General features: G+C 36.6%; 22 protein-coding genes. 12 read left to right on the top strand and 10 right to left on the bottom strand.

Going from position 1 to position 20,541, the window contains the following annotated elements:
- Positions 1 to 11 precede the first annotated feature (11 nt).
- Together ACO052_RS04650 and ACO052_RS04645 are read left to right on the top strand one after the other, a co-directional pair.
- Positions 12 to 1,112 carry an acyltransferase family protein gene (locus ACO052_RS04650; protein WP_422106850.1) on the top strand — a complete coding sequence of 367 codons (1,101 nt, stop codon included), beginning with the start codon at positions 12 to 14 and terminating at the stop codon, positions 1,110 to 1,112.
- Positions 1,109 to 1,873: a DUF6090 family protein gene (locus ACO052_RS04645; RefSeq protein ID WP_422106849.1), complete on the top strand. Its 765-nt coding sequence runs from the start codon at positions 1,109 to 1,111 to the stop codon at positions 1,871 to 1,873. Before ACO052_RS04650 ends, ACO052_RS04645 begins: the two co-directional genes overlap by 4 nt.
- Before the next feature lie 54 nt (positions 1,874 to 1,927).
- Here the strand turns inward: ACO052_RS04645 and ACO052_RS04640 are convergent, their stop codons facing one another.
- From ACO052_RS04640 to ACO052_RS04595, 10 genes are all read right to left on the bottom strand, one after another.
- A complete protein-coding gene (locus ACO052_RS04640; RefSeq protein WP_422106848.1) occupies positions 1,928 to 2,449 on the bottom strand; it encodes an exonuclease in 522 nt (173 codons plus the stop codon).
- 36 nt (positions 2,450 to 2,485) lie between these two features.
- Positions 2,486 to 3,427 carry a C45 family autoproteolytic acyltransferase/hydolase gene (locus tag ACO052_RS04635; protein WP_422106847.1) on the bottom strand — a complete coding sequence of 314 codons (942 nt, stop codon included), beginning with the start codon at positions 3,425 to 3,427 and terminating at the stop codon, positions 2,486 to 2,488.
- Between the two features lie 25 nt (positions 3,428 to 3,452).
- Positions 3,453 to 4,004, bottom strand: a complete 552-nt coding sequence (locus ACO052_RS04630) for an exonuclease domain-containing protein (protein ID WP_422106846.1) — start codon at positions 4,002 to 4,004, stop codon at positions 3,453 to 3,455.
- Positions 4,005 to 4,045: 41 nt separating this feature from the next.
- The gene (locus ACO052_RS04625) at positions 4,046 to 4,606 is read right to left on the bottom strand and encodes a metallophosphoesterase family protein (protein WP_422106845.1); all 561 of its coding nucleotides are present in this window, start codon (positions 4,604 to 4,606) and stop codon (positions 4,046 to 4,048) included.
- 55 nt (positions 4,607 to 4,661) lie between these two features.
- Positions 4,662 to 4,979, bottom strand: a complete 318-nt coding sequence (locus tag ACO052_RS04620; RefSeq protein ID WP_422106843.1) for a hypothetical protein — start codon at positions 4,977 to 4,979, stop codon at positions 4,662 to 4,664.
- Between the two features lie 20 nt (positions 4,980 to 4,999).
- The gene (locus ACO052_RS04615) at positions 5,000 to 5,560 is read right to left on the bottom strand and encodes a tetratricopeptide repeat protein (RefSeq protein WP_422106842.1); all 561 of its coding nucleotides are present in this window, start codon (positions 5,558 to 5,560) and stop codon (positions 5,000 to 5,002) included.
- Positions 5,561 to 5,618: 58 nt separating this feature from the next.
- The gene (locus tag ACO052_RS04610) at positions 5,619 to 6,995 is read right to left on the bottom strand and encodes a PcfJ domain-containing protein (RefSeq protein ID WP_422106840.1); all 1,377 of its coding nucleotides are present in this window, start codon (positions 6,993 to 6,995) and stop codon (positions 5,619 to 5,621) included.
- Positions 6,996 to 7,860: 865 nt separating this feature from the next.
- Positions 7,861 to 8,925 (bottom strand): DNA polymerase beta superfamily protein, encoded by a 1,065-nt coding sequence (locus tag ACO052_RS04605; protein WP_422106839.1) that lies wholly within the window; start codon positions 8,923 to 8,925, stop codon positions 7,861 to 7,863.
- A complete protein-coding gene (locus tag ACO052_RS04600; protein ID WP_422106838.1) occupies positions 8,922 to 9,671 on the bottom strand; it encodes a DNA polymerase beta superfamily protein in 750 nt (249 codons plus the stop codon). The genes ACO052_RS04605 and ACO052_RS04600 overlap by 4 nt, the downstream gene beginning before the upstream one ends.
- Positions 9,672 to 9,675: 4 nt before the next feature.
- Entirely contained in the window at positions 9,676 to 10,104 is a 429-nt protein-coding gene (locus tag ACO052_RS04595) for a hypothetical protein (protein WP_422106837.1), read from the bottom strand.
- 94 nt (positions 10,105 to 10,198) lie between these two features.
- Between ACO052_RS04595 and ACO052_RS04590 the strand changes: the two genes are divergently transcribed.
- The 10 genes from ACO052_RS04590 (at position 10,199) to ACO052_RS04545 (ending at position 20,411) form a co-directional block, all read left to right on the top strand.
- Entirely contained in the window at positions 10,199 to 11,209 is a 1,011-nt protein-coding gene (locus ACO052_RS04590; RefSeq protein ID WP_422106836.1) for a helix-turn-helix transcriptional regulator, read from the top strand.
- A gap of 97 nt (positions 11,210 to 11,306) precedes the next feature.
- Entirely contained in the window at positions 11,307 to 11,825 is a 519-nt protein-coding gene (locus tag ACO052_RS04585) for a ferritin (protein ID WP_422106835.1), read from the top strand.
- A 126-nt stretch (positions 11,826 to 11,951) separates the two neighbouring features.
- Positions 11,952 to 12,125 (top strand): hypothetical protein, encoded by a 174-nt coding sequence (locus tag ACO052_RS04580; protein ID WP_422106834.1) that lies wholly within the window; start codon positions 11,952 to 11,954, stop codon positions 12,123 to 12,125.
- Positions 12,126 to 12,213: 88 nt separating this feature from the next.
- A complete protein-coding gene (locus ACO052_RS04575) occupies positions 12,214 to 12,489 on the top strand; it encodes a UBP-type zinc finger domain-containing protein (protein WP_422106833.1) in 276 nt (91 codons plus the stop codon).
- An 8-nt stretch (positions 12,490 to 12,497) separates the two neighbouring features.
- On the top strand, positions 12,498 to 14,150 hold the full coding sequence (locus ACO052_RS04570; RefSeq protein WP_422106832.1) for an FAD-dependent oxidoreductase: 1,653 nt from the start codon (positions 12,498 to 12,500) through the stop codon (positions 14,148 to 14,150).
- A gap of 386 nt (positions 14,151 to 14,536) precedes the next feature.
- A complete protein-coding gene (locus ACO052_RS04565; RefSeq protein ID WP_422106831.1) occupies positions 14,537 to 18,397 on the top strand; it encodes a LamG-like jellyroll fold domain-containing protein in 3,861 nt (1,286 codons plus the stop codon).
- 78 nt (positions 18,398 to 18,475) lie between these two features.
- The gene (locus tag ACO052_RS04560; protein WP_422106830.1) at positions 18,476 to 18,607 is read left to right on the top strand and encodes a hypothetical protein; all 132 of its coding nucleotides are present in this window, start codon (positions 18,476 to 18,478) and stop codon (positions 18,605 to 18,607) included.
- A gap of 42 nt (positions 18,608 to 18,649) precedes the next feature.
- Positions 18,650 to 19,492, top strand: a complete 843-nt coding sequence (locus ACO052_RS04555) for a helix-turn-helix domain-containing protein (RefSeq protein ID WP_422106829.1) — start codon at positions 18,650 to 18,652, stop codon at positions 19,490 to 19,492.
- Positions 19,493 to 19,581: 89 nt separating this feature from the next.
- Complete coding sequence (locus ACO052_RS04550) at positions 19,582 to 19,737, top strand: hypothetical protein (RefSeq protein ID WP_422106828.1); 156 nt, start codon at positions 19,582 to 19,584, stop codon at positions 19,735 to 19,737.
- 125 nt (positions 19,738 to 19,862) lie between these two features.
- Entirely contained in the window at positions 19,863 to 20,411 is a 549-nt protein-coding gene (locus ACO052_RS04545) for a carboxymuconolactone decarboxylase family protein (RefSeq protein WP_422106827.1), read from the top strand.
- Positions 20,412 to 20,541: the final 130 nt, after the last annotated feature.

Raw genomic sequence — 20,541 nt, 5'->3', positions numbered from 1 at the left:
ACCTTAAAACAATGGAAAGAAGATATGATATAGATTGGCTAAGAGTGATTGCGATAGGATTGTTATTAATCTATCATATTGCAATTGTATTCCAACCTTGGGCTATGTTTTTGGCCTTTATTAGAAGTGACGAATTATCAACAGATCTTTGGCAACCCATGACTTTGTTGAATGTATGGAGAATCCCTATCCTATTTTATGTTTCTGGTATGGGCTTATTCTTCGCCATGAGAAAAAGAAACTGGCTTCAACTCATCGCAGAACGCTCTAAAAGAATACTGGTGCCATTTTTATTTGGAATAGTCGCTATAACGCCGCTTCACATCTTTGTATTCCAAAAGTATTACAACATGGCATTGGATTATTATCCACATATGGGTCATTTATGGTTCCTTGGAAATATATTTCTGTATGTTCTATTGTTGCTGCCAGTATTCTTATTATTGAAGAAAAATGAGAACAATAAATTGAACCTTTTCATTCAGAAATTGATGGCATATCCATTGACTCCGTTTATTGTAAATGTTTTCTTTATTACCGAAGCATTAATCCTTAAGCCAATACCTTTTTCATTGTATGCTGAGACCTGGCATGGATTTGTGTTAGGGTTCTTATGCTTTTTCTTTGGATTCTTCTTTATGTATATCGGAACATCCTTCTGGCAAAATGTTTTAAAATGGCGCTGGTTATACCTCGCTATTGCAGCTATACTTTTTACCATAAGATTTACGGTTTTTGCAACAGAAGCCCCAGCGTATTTAATGGTGATAGAATCGAACAGTTGGATTTTTGCAGTATTCGGATTTTGTTATAAGCACTTAAACAAACCCAGTAAAATACTATCCTATTTGAGTACTGCAGCTTATCCGGTTTACATCATTCACATGATCGTGCTTTATGGTGCTTCGGCTTATATCTTACCTCTTAAGCTCCCCGTATATCTGTCTTTTCCATTGATTGTAATGGCAACATTTGCTGGATGTTATACTATTTACGAATTGATTATCAGACGAATTTCAGTCTTACATCCCTTCTTTGGCCTAAAGTGGACATTTAAGTTTTTACGGAGAAAGAAGAAAAACGCGTTAGCAACCAAACCTATAGACCAATGAAAATTTTCAGAAAAGTAAGATTTCAACTCATCGAAAAAGGGAAGACTAGTAACTATTTAAAATATGCGATAGGAGAAATTCTGTTAGTGGTGATTGGTATACTCATTGCCTTGCAGATCAACAATTGGAATGAGGTCAAAAAAGAAAATCAAATTTTAAATGAATACTTATTAAAGATCAGGTCTCATACACAAGAAGACCTGCGCGAATTAGATACCATCAGTGTTTCTCGAAAACAATTCGCGGATTTATGTAAAAAAGCAAGAATGGCCATGCTTACCAAAAAGGAGGGCGAGAATTTGTATGTGATGATGGCTAGTGGAATTGCTTTTGCAGACTTTTATTTTAAAGCCAAAACCGATGGTTATGAGTCTTTAAAAAATTCAGGTTCCTTCGGAAAAATCAACAATACGGTATTAGATTCTTTATTGATTCAATATCACGGCTTAATAGAAGGTATTGCCGAGAATGAAAAGAGCTATAATGACTACATTTTAACTCAAGAAGCGCACATATCAACGCAGTTTGACAGAACACTGGTTTTAGCCTCTGCATTTATACCTCAAGATTCTTTAAGCAAAATAGCAATTCCACAATCGGAATATATAGACACCTTTAAAGCCTATAGCGCATTACCCGCTTATAGAAATGTTATCAATTTGGCCGCTTTTCAATTTGATATGATGATTGATCAATATGAGCAGCTAAAAGAGACAGGTAAGGCAGTTATCCATGAAATTGAAGCCTTTACAGCACAGTGACATTCAATAAGAATTATAATAGTAAAATAGATTTAATATTAAACTATTTCATTTTCATTTTAGACTAATTTTTAAATCCATCTCATTTTTCATAAGTAATAGCACTTCTGCATTTCCCATGGCATCTTCAACCGGGTTATGCGTATGCGCCGTTTTTCTTAAATGTTTCCATTTTGCGAAGGTGTCTTTTTGCAATCCACAAAAAAGATCGGCCAGCCTTCTGGAAGAATGCCCAAACGGATTTTCGCCAATAAAATGATGAAAGTACCAACATATAAACATCCAATCAAAACCATTATTATCACTGATAAATATTGGTCTTCCTTTTGAATTTGCTTGTATCCAATCCTTAAAATCTAACATTACATTTTTTGCTTCTGGAAAACTCATCGTTTCTTCTCTAGTATGTCCTGAAACAGCTAAAGCTTCACTTATCCAATTATTGGATATAGGCTTTAGTTTGCCATAAAATGTTGTATCTAATTCATTATTCACTAAGACGGCACCAAAAGAAATCATGGAATAATCTCCAGGAATTGGGCCGTCAGATTCTATATCTACCATTATGTAACTCATCGTATTTTGTTTTGTTTTATTAATAATTATGTATTGCTATATCTTTAAATAAATGTCCCCATTAGCGGGATCAAAAATCATTTGCTGAACTGTAATTCCCATTTTGACCTCATCATCTGAAAGTACATCAAAATAGTCATTAATAGAACTTGGCGTTTTATCATTAAGCAATTCCTGTACACGTCTATGCCTTCCTGATGCCGTAAGCTGAAGTGTATCGTTAGTTTGTTTGTTGTCTGTCAATGCTAAATATTCATTGGTAACAATCAACTGACCATTTTCGGGATGACGCCACTTGAATGCGGTTGGTGTACGTTCTATAACAACACTTTCACCATCATTTGTCCCAACAACCATTAGTAAACAATCGGAAGCGATTGAAGTTTCAGAAAGCATTTTAACAGCCTGATCAAATGTTTCAGCGTTTTCTAAAACATCTCTAATGAGGAATGTAATAGGAATGGCAAATTGTGGCGCTTCATTACTCAATACGGCATTCAATGTAATAGAAAACTTCCCGGGTTTCACGCCAGATAAGGCTCCGATAAAACCGGGCCAACTTACCAAGGAATATCTTGTTTCTCCATTCCTTTGGAAATCGAATAGCTTGGTAAATTCCCCCAAAATATTATTCTCCGACCACCAATCCAAATTCCTAGCATGAAGCTTCTCTTTTTGATTCGTCACACAGAATGAGGTGCAGCCAAATACAAATTTTAAGGCATCGTAGTAGAGATTCGTTATGAGCACCTGATTTTCTGAAAAATCACTGTATTGCGAAACACATGCAATCTCTTCTTGGTAATCTTCGCTAATAAACAGTGTTTTATAAGTGTCTATATAGGTTTCAAAAATACCAGCACTGCTCAAATCTTCTAAATAGTATTTTAGTAGGTTATTGGTTTCCTTTTTATAATCCTTCAGCCAATGCCATCGTTCTGATGGGGCTTTATCTAAGTTTATTATAATCCTTTCCATATTATTTTTGTCTAAATTATATGGACTATGCTTTATTTGTTATGCACCAATGTAGAATCTTCGCGATGTTTTTAGCATCATCCACTCCTCTATGATGTGTTCCTTCTAAAGGAATATTTAGAATGTTTAAGGCTCCATTCATTCCTACTTTTTTACGTAGTCCTCTTGTTTCAGAAAACAATGTCTTTACGTTAATATGATTCTGAGATAAAGGATAGTCAACACCTCTGATATGACATTGTTTTTTCATCATCTTGAGATCATAAGCTCCATAGCTTGCCCAAGTGTAATAATGGGCATTGTAATCTTCTCTTAGTTTAGCACAAGCTTCTTTAAAAGAGATACCTTCAGCGTCTAACAATTCTTGAGTAATAGTTGTTAGTTCTGTACAAAAGGGACTAACTTCTGAGCGTGTGGGTTTAATTAATATTCCTTCGTTTTGAGTTATTAATCCGGTAGCTGTGTCTAAGACACAAATACCTATTTCTATAACCTCATTGACTTGCCCTTCTGGAACTTTTCCATTCCAACAAGTGGCTTCTAAATCAATAATAATTATGTTATTCTTATAATTCATTTCTTAGTAGTTTTAGATTCCTGCAGATGCAGGAATGTTAATTATTTAAATGGTGGTTCCCAAGTCTTTCGACTCATAATGGCTTTGACTTCATCGTAAGTAATAGGGTAAAAATCGTGGCAATCAACACCGACATCAAAGCTATTACTATTGGGGTCATCTGGTAAACTACCGTGCGAATGGCCGTAGAGATGCCAAGTGCCTCTAAAACTAGAGCGCCAAACACGCATGGCATAGTGCAAGAGAATAATCTTTTGCTTGCCATTGGGTGCATCCGCATCATTAACATTGAGCTCAAAGTAATCCTTAACCCATTCAAACCGGTTAGGGTTTGCTAAAGCGGCCCCTTCATGGTTACCTCGTATTAAAAAGATTTGACCATTTAGTTGCTCTAAAATCTCTCGCATACGTTCAGCCTTACAGAGGCCGAAGTCACCTAAATGATAAACTTTGTCATGTTTATTGATCCGGCTATTCCAGCGCTTTATAAGCTCTTCGTCCATCTCTTCAACCGTTTCGAACGGCCGGTTGGTGAACTTTATAATATTCGTATGACCAAAGTGATGATCAGACGTAAAGTATATGTTTCTTGTTAAATTCATGTTTTCTATATCTTTTAATAGTGAGCCAACACGTGTTGGCTCACTATGTAGTTAACTATTGATTAGATTCATACATTTTGTCTCTCCGATCTATTTCGCCTAAAGGGCTTCCTTTGAAAGTTAAAATGTTAATGAATCCGTTTTCTTCTGTAATTAAAGAGTCCTTCTCTTTTACAGCACCAATTGATTTGTTTCCATAATCCCCTGTAAATTTTTGGGTTGCTGGATCATAGTCCCCCCAAAGTGTATTAGGTTTTCCATGGTCAATGGGTTCGACAAAATAGGTAATTCCTGTAATCTTACTACTAACTATAAATCGACCTGTTTTATCGGTATTTGTTAAGAACCGCTTTAATAATTCTTGTCGTCTCATATCAGTTTCTCTTTAATTCTTTATTTCTTTTTTTTCTTCTTCTTTTTCTTTTTATCAGAATTAGAAGACTTTTTCTTTTTTGGTTTTTCTAGCTCTATCTTTTTCTTGATGCGCTTTTCTTCATTTTGCATAAAACTGAAATAAGCATCACTATAACAATATTTTTTTGCTTCTTTTAAGAATTTTAAGCTCACTTTATAGTTACCCCTCACATCCTCCAGATATGAAGACAACCAAAGCAGGTATGCCTTATCAATTTCTTTAAGTGTTAATGCAAAAACTAAAAGCTTTTCTGCACGCTCAACTTCATTGGCCCAAATAAGATATTTGACATATGTACCATATACCTCAATATTTTTAGGGTCTATGGAAATGACTTTGTCGAAACACTCATAGGCTTTATCATACATTATCATATTTGATGCATAAATCTCACCAAGCAACATTAAAGAAGGGCAATGCGTCTCATCATATGACAATGCATAATTTAGATTTTCGCATACCTCATCCCAATCGCTAAAAAAACCGCATGATGCCCCTTTTGCTTTTAAATAATAGGCATCTGCAATGGTTAATCCCATGATTTCTATTTTTTATTTGTTTTAAAGAAGGTGTATTACTTAGAATACACCTTCGGATTTACATACTCATTGCTTTCGCTATTAATAACAAAAGCTTTATAATTAGCCATATGATATAGACTGAATCCCTGCTAAATACAGGGTTTTGTCTTACTTCATAAGCTCTGGCATGAACGGGTTGTTCAACACGTTGTTGCGGTTGATAGGGCTGCCCATGCTCTATTTCAGCTTTGCGCCTCACCTGGGAGTTATTAATCCAGTGGCTGATTAACTCCATGGATTTACTATCAGGCTCTTGATTACATTTGGCTTTGGCCTGAACGATCTCATAGCTTGGTAATTCTATTTCTAGGGTTACCAAACGCTTCATTGGCTCTCCTTCAACCTCTTGTCGCAACGAAAAGATTGAACATCGTCCTTCTTCGCAGTCATCATCATATTCTGAAACACAGTGCTGCATAGCTTGACCTTCATCAAAAAGCGCGTCCGAATTAAGAAGCTCTTCGGTCTTATAAACAATCGTTTTGTTATCGACAACCTCTTCTACATACAAAGGCTTAATTCCTGATGTATTCCAAGCATATCGCTGACCTCGTTCTTGTTGATAAACCAGACGATGCCATTCTTGCGACTGATTTAAAAGTGCGCCGTAAGTCCTGTTTTTCATTGAAAAAGATGAATCCTCACGATGCTTGTGTGTCAGATAGTCTACAATGCCATCTAGTTCGCTCACATTTAAATCGTCTTCTTTTGAAAAGAATTGAACAACGCTTGCCCAAAACGTTTCCTGATCCTCTCTAATGATGGACAATCTTGAAAGCGCTATGAATTTTGCAACCTTAGTTGAAGCTCCAAAACCTACAGCTTGGGCATATCGTAAAGCTTCGTTTACCGATAGAAAAGCAGGTGCATTTCTAAATGCGTGCGCCATTCTACTGGTAAGTACTACAGGCATATTGGCCAAACTTTTTACACTTTTTCCTCGTCCTAACTGCACATACCAAAGCATATACTTTTTTTCACTGCCATAAAATGCCGGCTCCAAAAACTTAGGTGTATCATAAAGCGTAAAGCAGTGTCTTATTAATGCATTTAACTGCTCCTCTTGGGTGCTGTAGACATTTTCCCATTGTTCAATGTCTCTCAAGATGAGGTTTCCAAAAGCACTGATGTTGTGTAAAACAGTAACGTAATTGTACTTTCTCAACAATGCATAACACTTTTGATTGTACATGTGCACCAATAGGTTCTTGAATGTTCTTCGTTTCCATACATATTTCTTTTTACTAGTCTTAGAAAAGAATTCGCGAAGCATGGATTCCATCGACCCATTGTAACGTGTTGGTTTATTGTCTTCGTTATATATGCGTTCTACTAATGCGAGATAAGCTCCTTGTCTTATTCGCGTGTTCTGAGTGTTCCAATTAGTTTTCATTTTAAATTTCTTTACCAGATGATGATCTATGTAAAGCCACTTAAATCTTCAATACATGTTTTTAAATTATATGTAATCATATCTTCGTTTGGCGTTTACTGTTTATTTGAGAAAGTACAATTGCATGAACAATGACTTTCTATTCAACCTCCCTTGATTAGGGTAATGATCCATTTTTTCAGAAGTTTTGCTGCCTATATAATTTTAAATTAGGCATACAAAAAAGTCCGAAACTTAGGGCTTCGGACTCTTTGTATGATAAAAATAGATCTCTATTTATCTGGAAAGATGTCACGAAGCGTGTATAACAAAGCACCTAGTGCTCTCGTCATACTTTTAATTGTTTTACTATGAAACATATTACTTCGTTTTTACTTCGACTGCGCTCAGTAACCAATACTAAGACATCGAATAGTTAATTTTACGCTGCAAATATAAAATGGAATTTTTGAAACTTCCAAATAAATAATCGATTTAATTTATTGAAAATCAATTATTTATGTTGATTTTAGACCATAGAAGCCTTGTCCGAATTCCTTCAGATTTATAAGTCCTTGATGGCCTGCTATGTAGTTAATCAATACACCGCGTCTTGGCATTGAAAAATTTTTATTCTTAGATCCCAATTTTTTATCGGGATTAGCTCAGCTTACAATTTTGAATTCGTTAAATGGGGTTTCAAAATTGAGTTTCACAAAAAAAGCGCCCAAATTTATTTTTTTGGACGCTTTTACTAAACTTTATACTGTATACCTAATCTATAAATACCGACAACAGCGCAGATTTGCGTCCTTTTTATGTGATGTTAATAGATTCATATAGGTTTTCTTTAATTTATACAGCGGCAAATATTGGAATAAATTTTTCAATTTTCAAAATTCTGATTGTAGAATTTATGTCTTATACTGAATAATACACTATTAACAGCTTCTAAGTCTGGCTTCTCAGGAAGTGAGGATTTATTAAAAATAATTTCAAGTTCTTCCTTTGCGTTTTTTGCCTTGGCTACCAAATCATCATAATCAAATTCAGCATTTTTTATAGCCAACAAATAATCTCTATCAGATCGTTTCACATTTATTTTTCCCATTTCCCCAATTTCTTTGGCCATATGCAATAATCTAAAGGTGTGCATCATGTTTTTAGCATCATAATTTTTGTCGTGAGACGTATTACTTTTATAACGTTCCTCGTTGCGTTCATTTACCCAAGTCCAATAGGCTTTATGCTTTTTGCAATATGATGAATAACCATCTAAGTTAAAATAGAGCATGGCAATAGGAGGTTCTTCCTTAGGAATAGAACTTAAACACACCTCATTAGCGCCTGGTCTAGCAATACCTTTATAATTTAATGATACATTATAGAATAGATGATAACAATCTTTTATTTTTGTAACCTTAGCCAATCCACAATGTTTACTTTTTAAACCATTTTCATATAAGAATTGTTTTAAAGGCATTGATTTTTTACCAACTAAAACCAAACAGAAATCTTCGACAGATCTACGTTCTTTCTCCATGGGATTGACAATTTTTTTATTCAGACCTCGTGCTTTTTTAATTTGCGTAAAAGCATAATTGGCAAAAGTGTTCTTACAAAGTTTTGACAAAAACAATTCTATTTTAATGGTATCAAAAATAGGATGCTTATATAAAATACAACGCTCTGGCACATTGAGTAACTCCAATATATTTGGGTTATTCTTAGCACAAAGCTCCATGAATTTTCTTAGCTCGTAGTAAACAATATCATTAGTTTCATTACTTACTTGACCGACATAATCTAAACTGTAAAAAGTTGACTTAGGAAGAATGAATACACCTCTTATATCTGTATCTGACGAAGGTGTATCCAATCCATAAGCACGACTACCACTAATACACTCGAAAATAATATGCCCTGATGACTTCAATGTTTCTAATGTCATGATTGCAATGTTTTTATAAACAAGCTATTAAAATCATTTGGGTTTGGTTTTTTATGCACCAATTGATTTTTCACGTTATTGTTTTCATTTATAACATCCCTAACCAAATGTATTAAATCTGGGGCAACGTGATCGTTACTTTTTTCTATGCGCTTACTCTTCAATACTATTAATTCATCTAGTTTTGAATGATAGTTTGAGTCTATCAAGGAATACATTTCTCTGAATAATACAGGAGGTATGCTCTTGTTTTTATAGATCCAATTGGCGCAAAGCGCAGTACGTATGGCATAAAAGAAACCCTTTAAGGTCATTGTGGAAGCACCCAAAGTATCTTCAAAGTTTTTATTCATACTATGAAAATGATAAAATCCAGAAACAGGATTAAAGTTAGCGTTTGCTACTTTTTTTATAGCGCTTAAAAAATCCTCATTTGCGCGATACACTATTGGTGAAAATAGCCAACCGCTAAAAGACGCATTTGATTTTGCAAGTAGACGTAATGCTTTTCGCAAATCCCAGCCAGAGCCGTCCAGATCATCTTCAGTCATAAATTGTATGGTGTCCGTTGGTTCCCAAAGGTTGAGATACCACTCTTTTTTATGTTTATACACAAACCGTATATCGTAATCAGAATCTGGGGAGGCAAAGCCCCAAGCTCTGCTACCTGATTCTACAGCGAATAATATATCTATATGTTTATCGTGCTCTATTGCTTTGAGCTTATTGAGTATTTTAGTTGTCATATGTTTATCCTCTTTTTAATTCTGACTTTGGGTTGTGTTTTCTACACAACACCTCTTTTTTAACTATATGGTTTCTATTGTTTTTATCCGTAATTACAAGTTTACAGATTAATGTATTTAGATAAAATCTGTTTAGGTTTAAATCGCTACATGCTAAATTAAGTTTTGCGCTCTTTAAAAAAGCTTCGTCCATACTTTGGGCTCTCAATTGGTTCATTAACTTCTCTGAATATTTTGAGATTCTGTAAATAAATTCATCACTATTTGGCACTATGGTTTTTTCAATTAAATCGATAACAACACCATTGGTATTCTTTTGTAGCATTAAGGCGTAAATTTTCCCAATGCCCCAATAGCCATTTACATCGTTGTTTCTGCTTAAAAAAGAACTCAACAAACCTTGTGCAATATTTTTTAATTTTTGTTTACTCATTTTATTTTTTATTCCCAGACAAATCTCATTTTAAAATACGCAATAGTTTTGCGTACTAAATATTTTATTCTAAATTCAAGAAAATTTTTGCAAGATGCCCATCAACAAAAACGCCTTAATCCGCTACAAGACCATTGACAAATGTCTTCAGAATCATTATAGACAATGGACACTCAATGATTTGATAGAAGCATGCTCCGATGCCCTTTACGAATACGAAGGAAAAGATGTCGATGTCAGCAAACGGACCGTACAACTCGATATACAAATGATGCGCAGTGATAAATTGGGTTACAATGCCCCCATCATAGTGTATGATCGAAAGTATTATAAGTATGAAGATCCTGATTATAGCATCATTAACATTCCAGTAACTGATAAAGATGTAAAGATTATGAATGAAGCCATTCAGGTGTTACGTCAGTTTAAAGATTTCTCCTTGTTCAAAGAAATGGATGGTGTCCTCCAAAGACTTGAAGATTCGGTATATGCTTCACAAAAAGACAAACGCGCCATTATACATTTGGACAAAAATGAGCAGCTCAAAGGCCTAGAATATATCGATACTATTTATGAAGCCATTCAGAATAGAAACGTGGTCGAAATAACATATCAATCCTTTAAGGCTCGACAACCAAGTACTATGATTGTCCATCCACAATTATTGAAAGAATTTAACAATCGGTGGTTCTTATTAGCGGCCCACAAAGAAAAATTTATCACTTTAGCTTTAGATAGAATGTCCAAGATAACCACGTTGAGTAATCAAAATTATATAGATCACGATATTAATGGAGATGTGTATTACAAAGATGTCGTTGGGGTGACGGTATCTAACGCTAAAGCACAGCGTATAGAATTTTGGATTGATAAGTACAATGCCCCTTACGTCATTACAAAACCATTTCATTCCTCCCAACGTGTTATAAAACATACGGATGATGGTGTGATCTTTAATATTTTGGTGCAGGTGAATTTTGAATTAGAACGCTTAATTCTCGGTTTTGGTGAGAGCATTGAAGTCTTAAAACCTTTAAAACTCCGTGAGCGCATGCAGAAAAAATTAAGAGCTGCAATCGGTAATTACGAATCCAAGGAGATTTAAGTCAACTTCAAATTAGATTAAATATGAATAAGACTATTGAAAGGCCATTAACTCGATTTTAAGGTTTTAGTCATTATTTTTGTAAAAAATTGAAATTATGTTATCAAAAACAATAGAAGCAGCATTAAACCAACAAATAAGAATAGAGGCCGAATCATCGCAAGTGTATTTGGCTATGGCCGTTTGGGCCGAGGTAAAAGGTCTAGAAGGTATTTCTAACTTTATGTACGATCAATCCGATGAGGAAAGGGAACACATGCTTAAACTGGTAAAATTCGTGAACGAGCGCGGTGGGCATGCCCATATTTCTGAACTAAATGCACCAAATGTGACCTTTAATTCTTTCCAGGAAATGTTCGAAAAACTTTTAAAACATGAAATTTTTGTTTCGGAAAGTATTAATGAATTAGTTCATATATCCCTGCAAGAAAAGGATTATGCCACACACAATTTCTTACAGTGGTATGTCGCAGAACAAATAGAGGAAGAAGCCACGGCAAGAACAATTTTAGATAAAGTTAATATGATTGGAGACGACAAAGGCGGTCTTTATTTATTTGATAGAGACATACAACAGCTAGCTGTAGTCTCTGCCGCAGATACACCAGCCGAATAAGCACACAAAAAACGCTATAAAGAACAGGTGTAGGGTTATATCTTACACCTGTTTTTTTATATCAAGTGTTAAAATTTATTTAGAATAAATAAAAATAGTTATTTTTGCGCCATTGTTTTGACTTCAATGAGTAAAAAGAAAGACAAAAAGCTTAAGAAAGAACGTATCAAAGTACTTCAAACATCAGGTTTTGATGGCTTAGGTAAGGTCAAGTCCAAATGCTGTAAGAAATATAAAAAAGCAGAACACAAACGCTGTAAAAAATGTCCTTGCTTTGATTTATTGAAAAAAGTAGCATAACATTCCCACTGCTTTTTTTTGGTTTTAAAATCATCTCCATCGATAAAATAATTAGTATCTTTAAGTAGCTCTTTTTTAGCATACTTATATGGGACTAAAACAAAAAACCTGTACACATTTATCTTCAATTTTAGAAGTTAAGACACCCAATGCATTGCAATGTGATGAGTGCGTCAAAACCAATGCCTCTTGGGTACATCTGCGCACATGTCAAACCTGTGGTACTACCCTTTGTTGCGATAGTTCTCCAAATAAGCATGCCAGTAAACACGCCATGGCTACAAAACACCATGTGATCGCTTCTGCAGAACCAGGCGAAAAATGGTTGTGGTGTTATGAGCACAAATTGATTAATACCTATTAAAACCACAAATGACAGATCCAAGATTTCCAGAACTAACCCAACGCCAAATAGAGCATCTCAAACCCTATGGTACCATCGAACACTTTGAAGAAGAAACCGTCGTTTTTGCCATAGGTGATTTGCAATACGATTTTTACGTTGTTCTCGATGGTGAAATCTGCATTAAAAACCGTTATAACAATGATGAAATTGTTGTAAGGCATCAAAAAAATGAGTTTACTGGTGATAGTAGTATGCTATCAAATAGAAGCGCTCAGGTAAACGGTTATGGGGCTAAAGGCACAGCGGTTTTGCGCATTAAACCAGACCAATTAAAGAAAGCCATCGCTAAATATGTGGATATCAGTGATATTTTATTGAGTGCTTTTATTCAACGTAAGGAAAGCATGATGAGCGATTTCATTGGTGGGATGAAGCTGATTGGCTCAAGTAATTCCAAGATCACCTATCAGCTTAGGGATTTTATGGAAAAAAACCATATCTGGTATAACTTCTTAGATACCGAAACTTCAGAAGAAGCCCTTGAGTTATTAGAGAATTTCGATTTAACTCAAGAGGATTTACCAATTTTTATAAGTGCAGAGGGCGAGATTTGCAAGGACCCAACTCTTGAAAAACTGGCCGAATATACTGGCGTTTTAATGGATTTTGGTGATGAAGTATTCGATGTATTGGTTATTGGAGCCGGTCCGGCAGGTTTGGCGGCCAGTGTATATGCGGCTTCCGAAGGACTTTCGGTAGTGACCATAGATAGTAATGCTCCAGGCGGTCAAGCTGGTAAAAGCTCTAAAATTGAAAACTACCTAGGTTTTCCCACCGGAATTTCCGGTACGGATCTTGCCAATAAAGCTTATGTACAAGCCCAGAAGTTTGGATGTAATATTTCCATTCCTCATAGGGCGGAACGCGTAGAGCACAATGGTGATTACTACACCTTATACGCTTCTAATAATAAGGTTGTGAAATCGCGCGCTATCATTGCAGCTACAGGTGCCAATTATAGACAGTTGCCAATTTCTAATATCGAACACTATGAAGGCAGTGGCGTGTACTACTCTGCAACGGGTATGAACGCCTCCTCATGCAAGAATGAATTGGTTGGTGTTGTTGGTGGTGGAAATTCTGCTGGACAAGCCGCTTTGTTTATCGCAGACCATGCCAAAGAAGTTCACGTCATTATCAGAGGTAACGATCTCGGTGCAAAAATGAGCGATTATCTCGTACAGCGTATTGAAGCCGCAGAAAATATTTTTGTTCACAAACAAACTCAAGTCACGGAATTGCATGGCGAGCATCATCTTAAATCAGTGGTATTAACGACTTCTGAGGGAGATAGAACTCCCATGACTATTACCAATTTGTTCACCTTTATAGGAGCAAAACCCTGTACGGAATGGCTCGAAGGTCTTATTGATACGGACGAACGCGGTTTTATACATACAGGAGCTATGGTAAATCCAGAAAACTTATTGCAATGCCCCATTTACAGGCGTGAAAAACCACAGTCGCTTGAGACCAATATCCCAGGCTTTTTTGCGGTGGGGGATGTGCGAAAAGGGTCTGTAAAACGTGTTGCTTCTGCCGTTGGTGAAGGGTCTATGGCTGTGAGTCAAGTACATCAATATTTGGCAAACCTTAAGACAGCCACTGTTGAAAGTTGATGGGCTGATATCATAACTATAAGATTCCTCTTGGTATTATAAGAAGCATTTCAGATACTTCAACCCATGATGCAGATATGAACTTTACAAAGTTTATCGAGGACATCGCTAGCAAATATACCGTAGAAATTATAACCCATTATCTCTAGACATAAACCTTTTCCTCTTTTATGCGCTAAGACAAATACCAAATTGCTATATAGTCTTAACCGTTTTTATTTTTCTATTAGTAATTCGATCAACAAGCATTTTAACCTACTACCTAGTCTTTTTCAGCATTTTAAACAATAGGTAGCGTTACTATTTTAATCCGTAGTACTACTTATTTTTTTTTCGTTTAATGCCTCATAATTTTAGTCGCATCTTATTTAAACAACCTTAAGTCAATGAAAAAAACACTACTACTTTCAATCCTAGCCTATCTTTTTATATCGACAACCATAACTGCCCAAATTGATTTGGATGGGTCTGTCGATCATGTTTCATTTGACAATACTATAGCGGAATTCGATCTAGGCAGAAACGGATCCGAATTTACGATAGAAGCTTGGTTTTTAAACAGAACACCAAACTCAGACCACAGCGAAAGAAATATTATTAGCAACTTTTCTTCCTGGTGGGGATTTAGAGGCTTCCGATTATTTGTACAATCAAATTTTCTCACGCTTAGATGGATTGATGGTGGATTTAATACTATGACTGCTACCCATCGTGTTACAGCAAACACTTGGCACCATGTTGCGGTCACCTTTGACGATACGGGTGCGCCTACGCTCGCAAGGCTCTATGTTGATGGTGTTCTTATTGAATCACGATCTATGGATAGAATTAACTATTTTAGTACAAATCGTCATCAGCTTGAAATAGGAGCCAGTTTTTTAGGCCAAGATTTTAATGGATTTATTGATGAGGTACGCCTATGGGATGTGGCTTTAACTGAACAACAGATTCGTGAGATGATGAATCAGGAAATCAGGGAGAATAACACTGTAACTCCTACTGGTATTGAGGGTGTGACAACCAATCAGGAGATACCAGGATTGGATTGGAATAACCTCTTGGGCTATTACCAATTAGATGGTGATACATTGGACAGTTCTGGTAATGGACGAAACGGTACTTTAAACGGAAATCCCATATTCACAACAGCAACTACGGCTCCCCTGCCTTATACATCCACTGCTAATGGTGATTGGGACGATGCTGCTACTTGGTTACACGGCAATGACTGGAGCTTTCCAAATGGTACCGCCATTGATGGCAGCACTCCTATAGAATGGAATATTGTAGAGACCAGCCATAATGTGACTTCGCCAGACAGAGACCTCACCCTTTTGGGGCTTTTGGTCGACTCCAATATACTGAGCATTACCGATCCCAACGATACCGCGACCCTGCCCGAAGAAAACACAGGGCATTCTCTTAACGTAACTCACTACCTGAAAATTGATGGAACGTTGGATCTGGTGGGGGAATCGCAATTGATTCAGGGAGAAGGAAGTTTCTTGGACCCTACAAGCATGGGAAGTCTACAAATAGATCAACAGGGAACAAGAAGCTTGTATATGTATAATTACTGGTGTTCTCCCGTAGTGCCCGTGTCCTCTTCGTCTCATGAGGATTACTCAGTTGCTGAAGTCATGTTGGATGGTACCGCCTCAAATGATCCTCAAACCATGAGTTTTATCGGAGGTTATAATGGTGATGATACTACCGACCCGATTTCCATTGCAGATTTTTGGATTTATACATTATCCAATCTTCCCGGCGAATATTCCAACTGGATGCCTGTGGGAGAAAATGGACGTTTAAATGTTGGAGAGGGATATACCATGAAAGGAGTGAAAATCCACACCGATCCGTATACAGATACGCAAAACTATGTCTTCGAAGGCCTACCCAACAATGGAGAGTACACCCTGACGGTTGAGGCTGGGAACCATTACCTGATTGGCAACCCCTATCCTTCGGCCATAGATGCTAATCAATTTATCGCTGATAACGCATCGGTATTGGATGGGACGCTCTATTTCTGGGATCATCTGGGTGGAGCATCCCATAACACCGCTGCTTATATTGGGGGCTATGCTAGCTATAATGGTCTTGCCGGAGAAGAGGCAGACCCATTCAATACAAACCCTTTTGTGGGAGTTCCTTCTCCTAATGTGCCCCGACGATTCATTCCGGTGGGACAGGCTTTCTTTGTGATGGCCTACACAGACGGTGAAATTGTCTTTAACAACGGGCAGCGTGAATTCAAAAGGGAAGGTAATGATTCGGTTTTCTTAAGACCAGCGGCAACTGACCCAGGCCCACCTACCGAGGTAGATACCAGAGAAAAAATAAGGCTTGAGTTCAATTCAGTAGCAGGATATAATCGAAAACTATTAGTCGGTGCAGATCCAAATGCAACGGATGGCTATGACAGCGGTTATGACACTCAACGGTACCAAACAAATAATGAAGACATCTTCTGGATCTTGGATGCTTACTTATGTGACGTACAAGGGGTGAGCGATCTGAATACCGATCGAAGATTGCCCTTGGGGATACAAACCAATACCCAGGGACAAGTGAGCATTAAAATCGATGAGTTGATAAATATTCCCACCTCAAAAGACATTTACCTATTAGACAAGCACCTAGGGGTATTTCATAACCTAAGAACAGGTGAGTATTTGGTAAACTTAGACGCAGGCTATTACGACAATCGCTTTGAGTTGGTATTTGAAGTATTTTCTCCTGTAAGTCTTGCTACAAAGGTGTTTCTTCAGGGAGCGGCTATAAATCCTAATCCAGGGGAGGCGTCATTAATGCGTGACGATTTACGTGTTGCTGGCTATATTCCAACCACGAGTCCGTATGCAGATGCCATAACCTGTAATGCTTCGATCTTTACTACTACAGGAAGTGATGCTATTGTAGATTGGGTCTGGGTAGAATTGAGGGATAAAACTGACAAAACGTTGATTGTGGAAAGCAAATCGGCTTTGTTACAAAGAGATGGAGATGTAGTGGCTGCAGACGGTAGCTCGGCCTTAGAATTTTATGCAACGGCGGGTAACTATCACGTGGTTATCAACCATCGTAATCACCTAGGTATTATGAGCAAAAATGCTATTGCACTAAATGCAACAACCACATCTTTAGATCTTAGTGTAAGCTCATCCGATGTCCAAGGGGACGATTATGCCGTAACACTTCTAGATAGTGGTTCTTATGGAATGTATGTCTTTGATACTGATGGAAACGGACAAGCCGATATTATTGACCAAAAAGAATTTCATTCAAAAGCTGGTTTGACTGGATATTTAAATGAAGACCTAGATTTTGATGGCCAAGTAAGCGTACTAAGCGACTTCAATAATTTACTAAACAATTACCTAAGAGGAGAGCAATTTCCTACCATAAGAAGTACCACCCCAATAGTTGCACCCACCATTTACTATCAAATTATCAATGAGAATATCACTCAAGATGGAGCCACAAGCTATTATGAAGCCGACATCCAAATTTCCGGTAGTGAAGATCTTAAACTTGGGGACGGTGTATTGTATTTTAATTACAATACTGATGCCTTTGGAGAAAATATTGTGGTCAATAACAAGTTTGAACTCACCTTTCCAACAAAAACATACGTATTAGGTCAACAGCACGAAATCTCACCAGAGGTCTATTTACCTTATTATCAAATACCTAGTAAAACTTTAGATAATGCTAGTGGTAGCTTTGCCTTTAGTTGGGAACAAATGTTATCAGAGAGTTACTTTACAAATAATATAACCACTACTAATTCCTTATTGGTACATCTCAAAATTGAATTCTTAGATGACAGTGAAAACCCCGAATTGCAATTTGAAACAGACAATACGCGCATCAATGGATTGGAAGGATACACACTTAGAGCATGTAGTGGTAGTCCTGATAATTGTATCGATCAGTTAAATAGTGTGTATATCAACCCACTTGGAAATAAAAGTCAATTGAACAAGGATGAGTTTAAAACTGATTCAATGGATGAAATAGCGTTGTACCCAAATCCAACCAACGGATGGATTTACACTCAAGGGGATACGTCTAATATTATCCATATTGACGTATTTAATTCCCTTGGACAGCGTGTAAAGGTATTTAGTTCTGATTTTGAGCGACTCGACTTGTCCGATCTTGATCCTGGAACTTATTTCATTCAAATATATGAATCCGGTGGTGATTTTGTTGAAACAAAGACCCTGCTGAAAAACTAAATACTATTGCCTCGCAACTTTGAGAATGACCTATAAAATAGGGCTGTAAAAATCAGACTTTTTACTTCATCAGCACCAATGTTCAAAGTAACTCATGAGTTGAACATCAAGGAAAAGATCTCAATGTATGCTGATGGTAAAGGGTCTATGGCTATGAGTCAAGTACATCAATATTTGGCAAACCTTAAGACCGCTACTGTAGAAAGTTGAAAGGCTATGTAATGAATGCTTTACGACCAAGACTAAGCTGCTATGCAATTACAGTTTAAGGAATTTACGACCAGTGCCGTTTTCAAAATAGAAAATGAAACCCTCTTAGAGCAATTTATTCAACCAAAGCAAACAGAATTATACACCTTTATTTGGACAAAAACCCGACCTGTTGAAGTGGTTATAGATAGTGTTCCTGTCATTGTAGAACCCAACAGTATCTTAGCACTTACCCCTATTCAGTATTTACAAATCATTCAGCCAAGTGAGGTTGTGATTTATCAATTTAACCGCGAGTTTTATTGTATTAAAGATCACGACCATGAAGTAAGCTGCGTCGGTATACTCTTCTTTGGCAATTCCAACATTCCCATAATTCATTTGGATGAGGTGGAACAACGCAAATTTGAATTATTGCACGAGGTATTTATAGACGAGCTCCATACTAAAGATAATATTCAGGCCGAAATGTTGCGCATGCTCATGGCGCGTTTTATCATTAAAAGTACGCGTCTCTTAAAAGCCAAAGATGGTCTTACAGAAACAGCCAAAAGTAGTAAAGTAGATTTACTACGTTCGTTTAATTTTCTGGTAGAACAACATTTTAAAAGAGAGCATAGCGTTGCCTTTTATGCCGAACAATTGTTTAAATCACCAAAAACACTCTCTAACAATTTTGCTAAATTGAATCGAAGTCCGCTTCAAATTATTCACGAGCGTATTATCTTAGAGGCAAAACGTCTTCTTATATATACCGATAAAACGGCTAAAGAAATTGCATACGAAGTTGGCTTTGAAGATGCCTCGCACCTCAGTCGACTTTTTAAAAAACACACTTCCCAATCTCCATCTGACTTTAAAAAACAACTCAAACCAATAGCTTAGGAAAAATTGACAAGCCAAAGGGCAAATTTTTCATTTTATACCATAAGGGTCTTCTCCATCTTTGCACTGTAATATAAAACAGAGAAAAGATGAAAGTAAAAAACAAATCTATATTTAATCTTATAGAAATATTCAGAAGAAGTCCAAAGCGAATCATAAATACCATTATTCCCAAAACACATTGCGAACATAAGCACATTCACGATTACTATTGTGATGCCGAGAAACCTCACATTAGCCAATAGGGAAAAAATGACAAGCCAAAGGGAATAATAATCATTTTAAAGGAACCCTATAGGTCGCAACTTTGTACCGACCAAAAAATCAATATCAAACACATAAAATTTAAACCACTAAAACATTAAAAATTATGAGCACATTCAATGTACCAACAAGAGAAGACGTAAGCGCTAACAATCAAGCGATATTCGACAACCTCAACAAAGCCCTTGGTTTTGTACCAAATCTATATGCCACTTATGCACATAGTGATACAGCCTTAGAAAACTATTTAAACTTTGCCAACGCTAAAACCTCTTTATCAGCAAAAGAAAAAGAAGTGGTCAACTTAGCCGTGAGCCAGGTTAACGATTGTATCTATTGTCTTTCTGCCCACACGGCCATAGGAAAAATGAACGGTTTTACCGATGAGCAAATCTTAGAATTAAGAGCTGGTTATTCTACTGTGAACACGAAGCTAGATGCTTTGGCACGATTGGCTAGAAATATCACCGAAAATAGAGGTCGTACCGATGACGCTGTTTTAGAGAACTTTTTTAACGCTGGTTATACCAAAGCCAATTTAATCGATACGATTTCATTGGTAGGTGATAAAACCATTTCCAACTACATCCACAGCACAACACAAGTTCCTGTGGACTTTCCGGTGGCACAACCATTAGAAGGGCAACCTGTTTAAGTCTAAAAGAGCACGGACTTAGGGTTCCGTGCTCACATATAGTTTTTTTAGGCAAGGAGACAATTTATACTAATCCCAAACAAATGGTCTCGCTTACAAAACTATGTGACTTAAACCTATTAATTAGTTA

The sequence above is a fragment of the Winogradskyella sp. genome (assembly GCF_965228925.1).
GTDB lineage: Bacteria > Bacteroidota > Bacteroidia > Flavobacteriales > Flavobacteriaceae > Winogradskyella.
The sequence above is the reverse complement of the archived record's forward strand: the minus strand, read 5'-3'. Positions and strand labels throughout refer to the sequence as shown.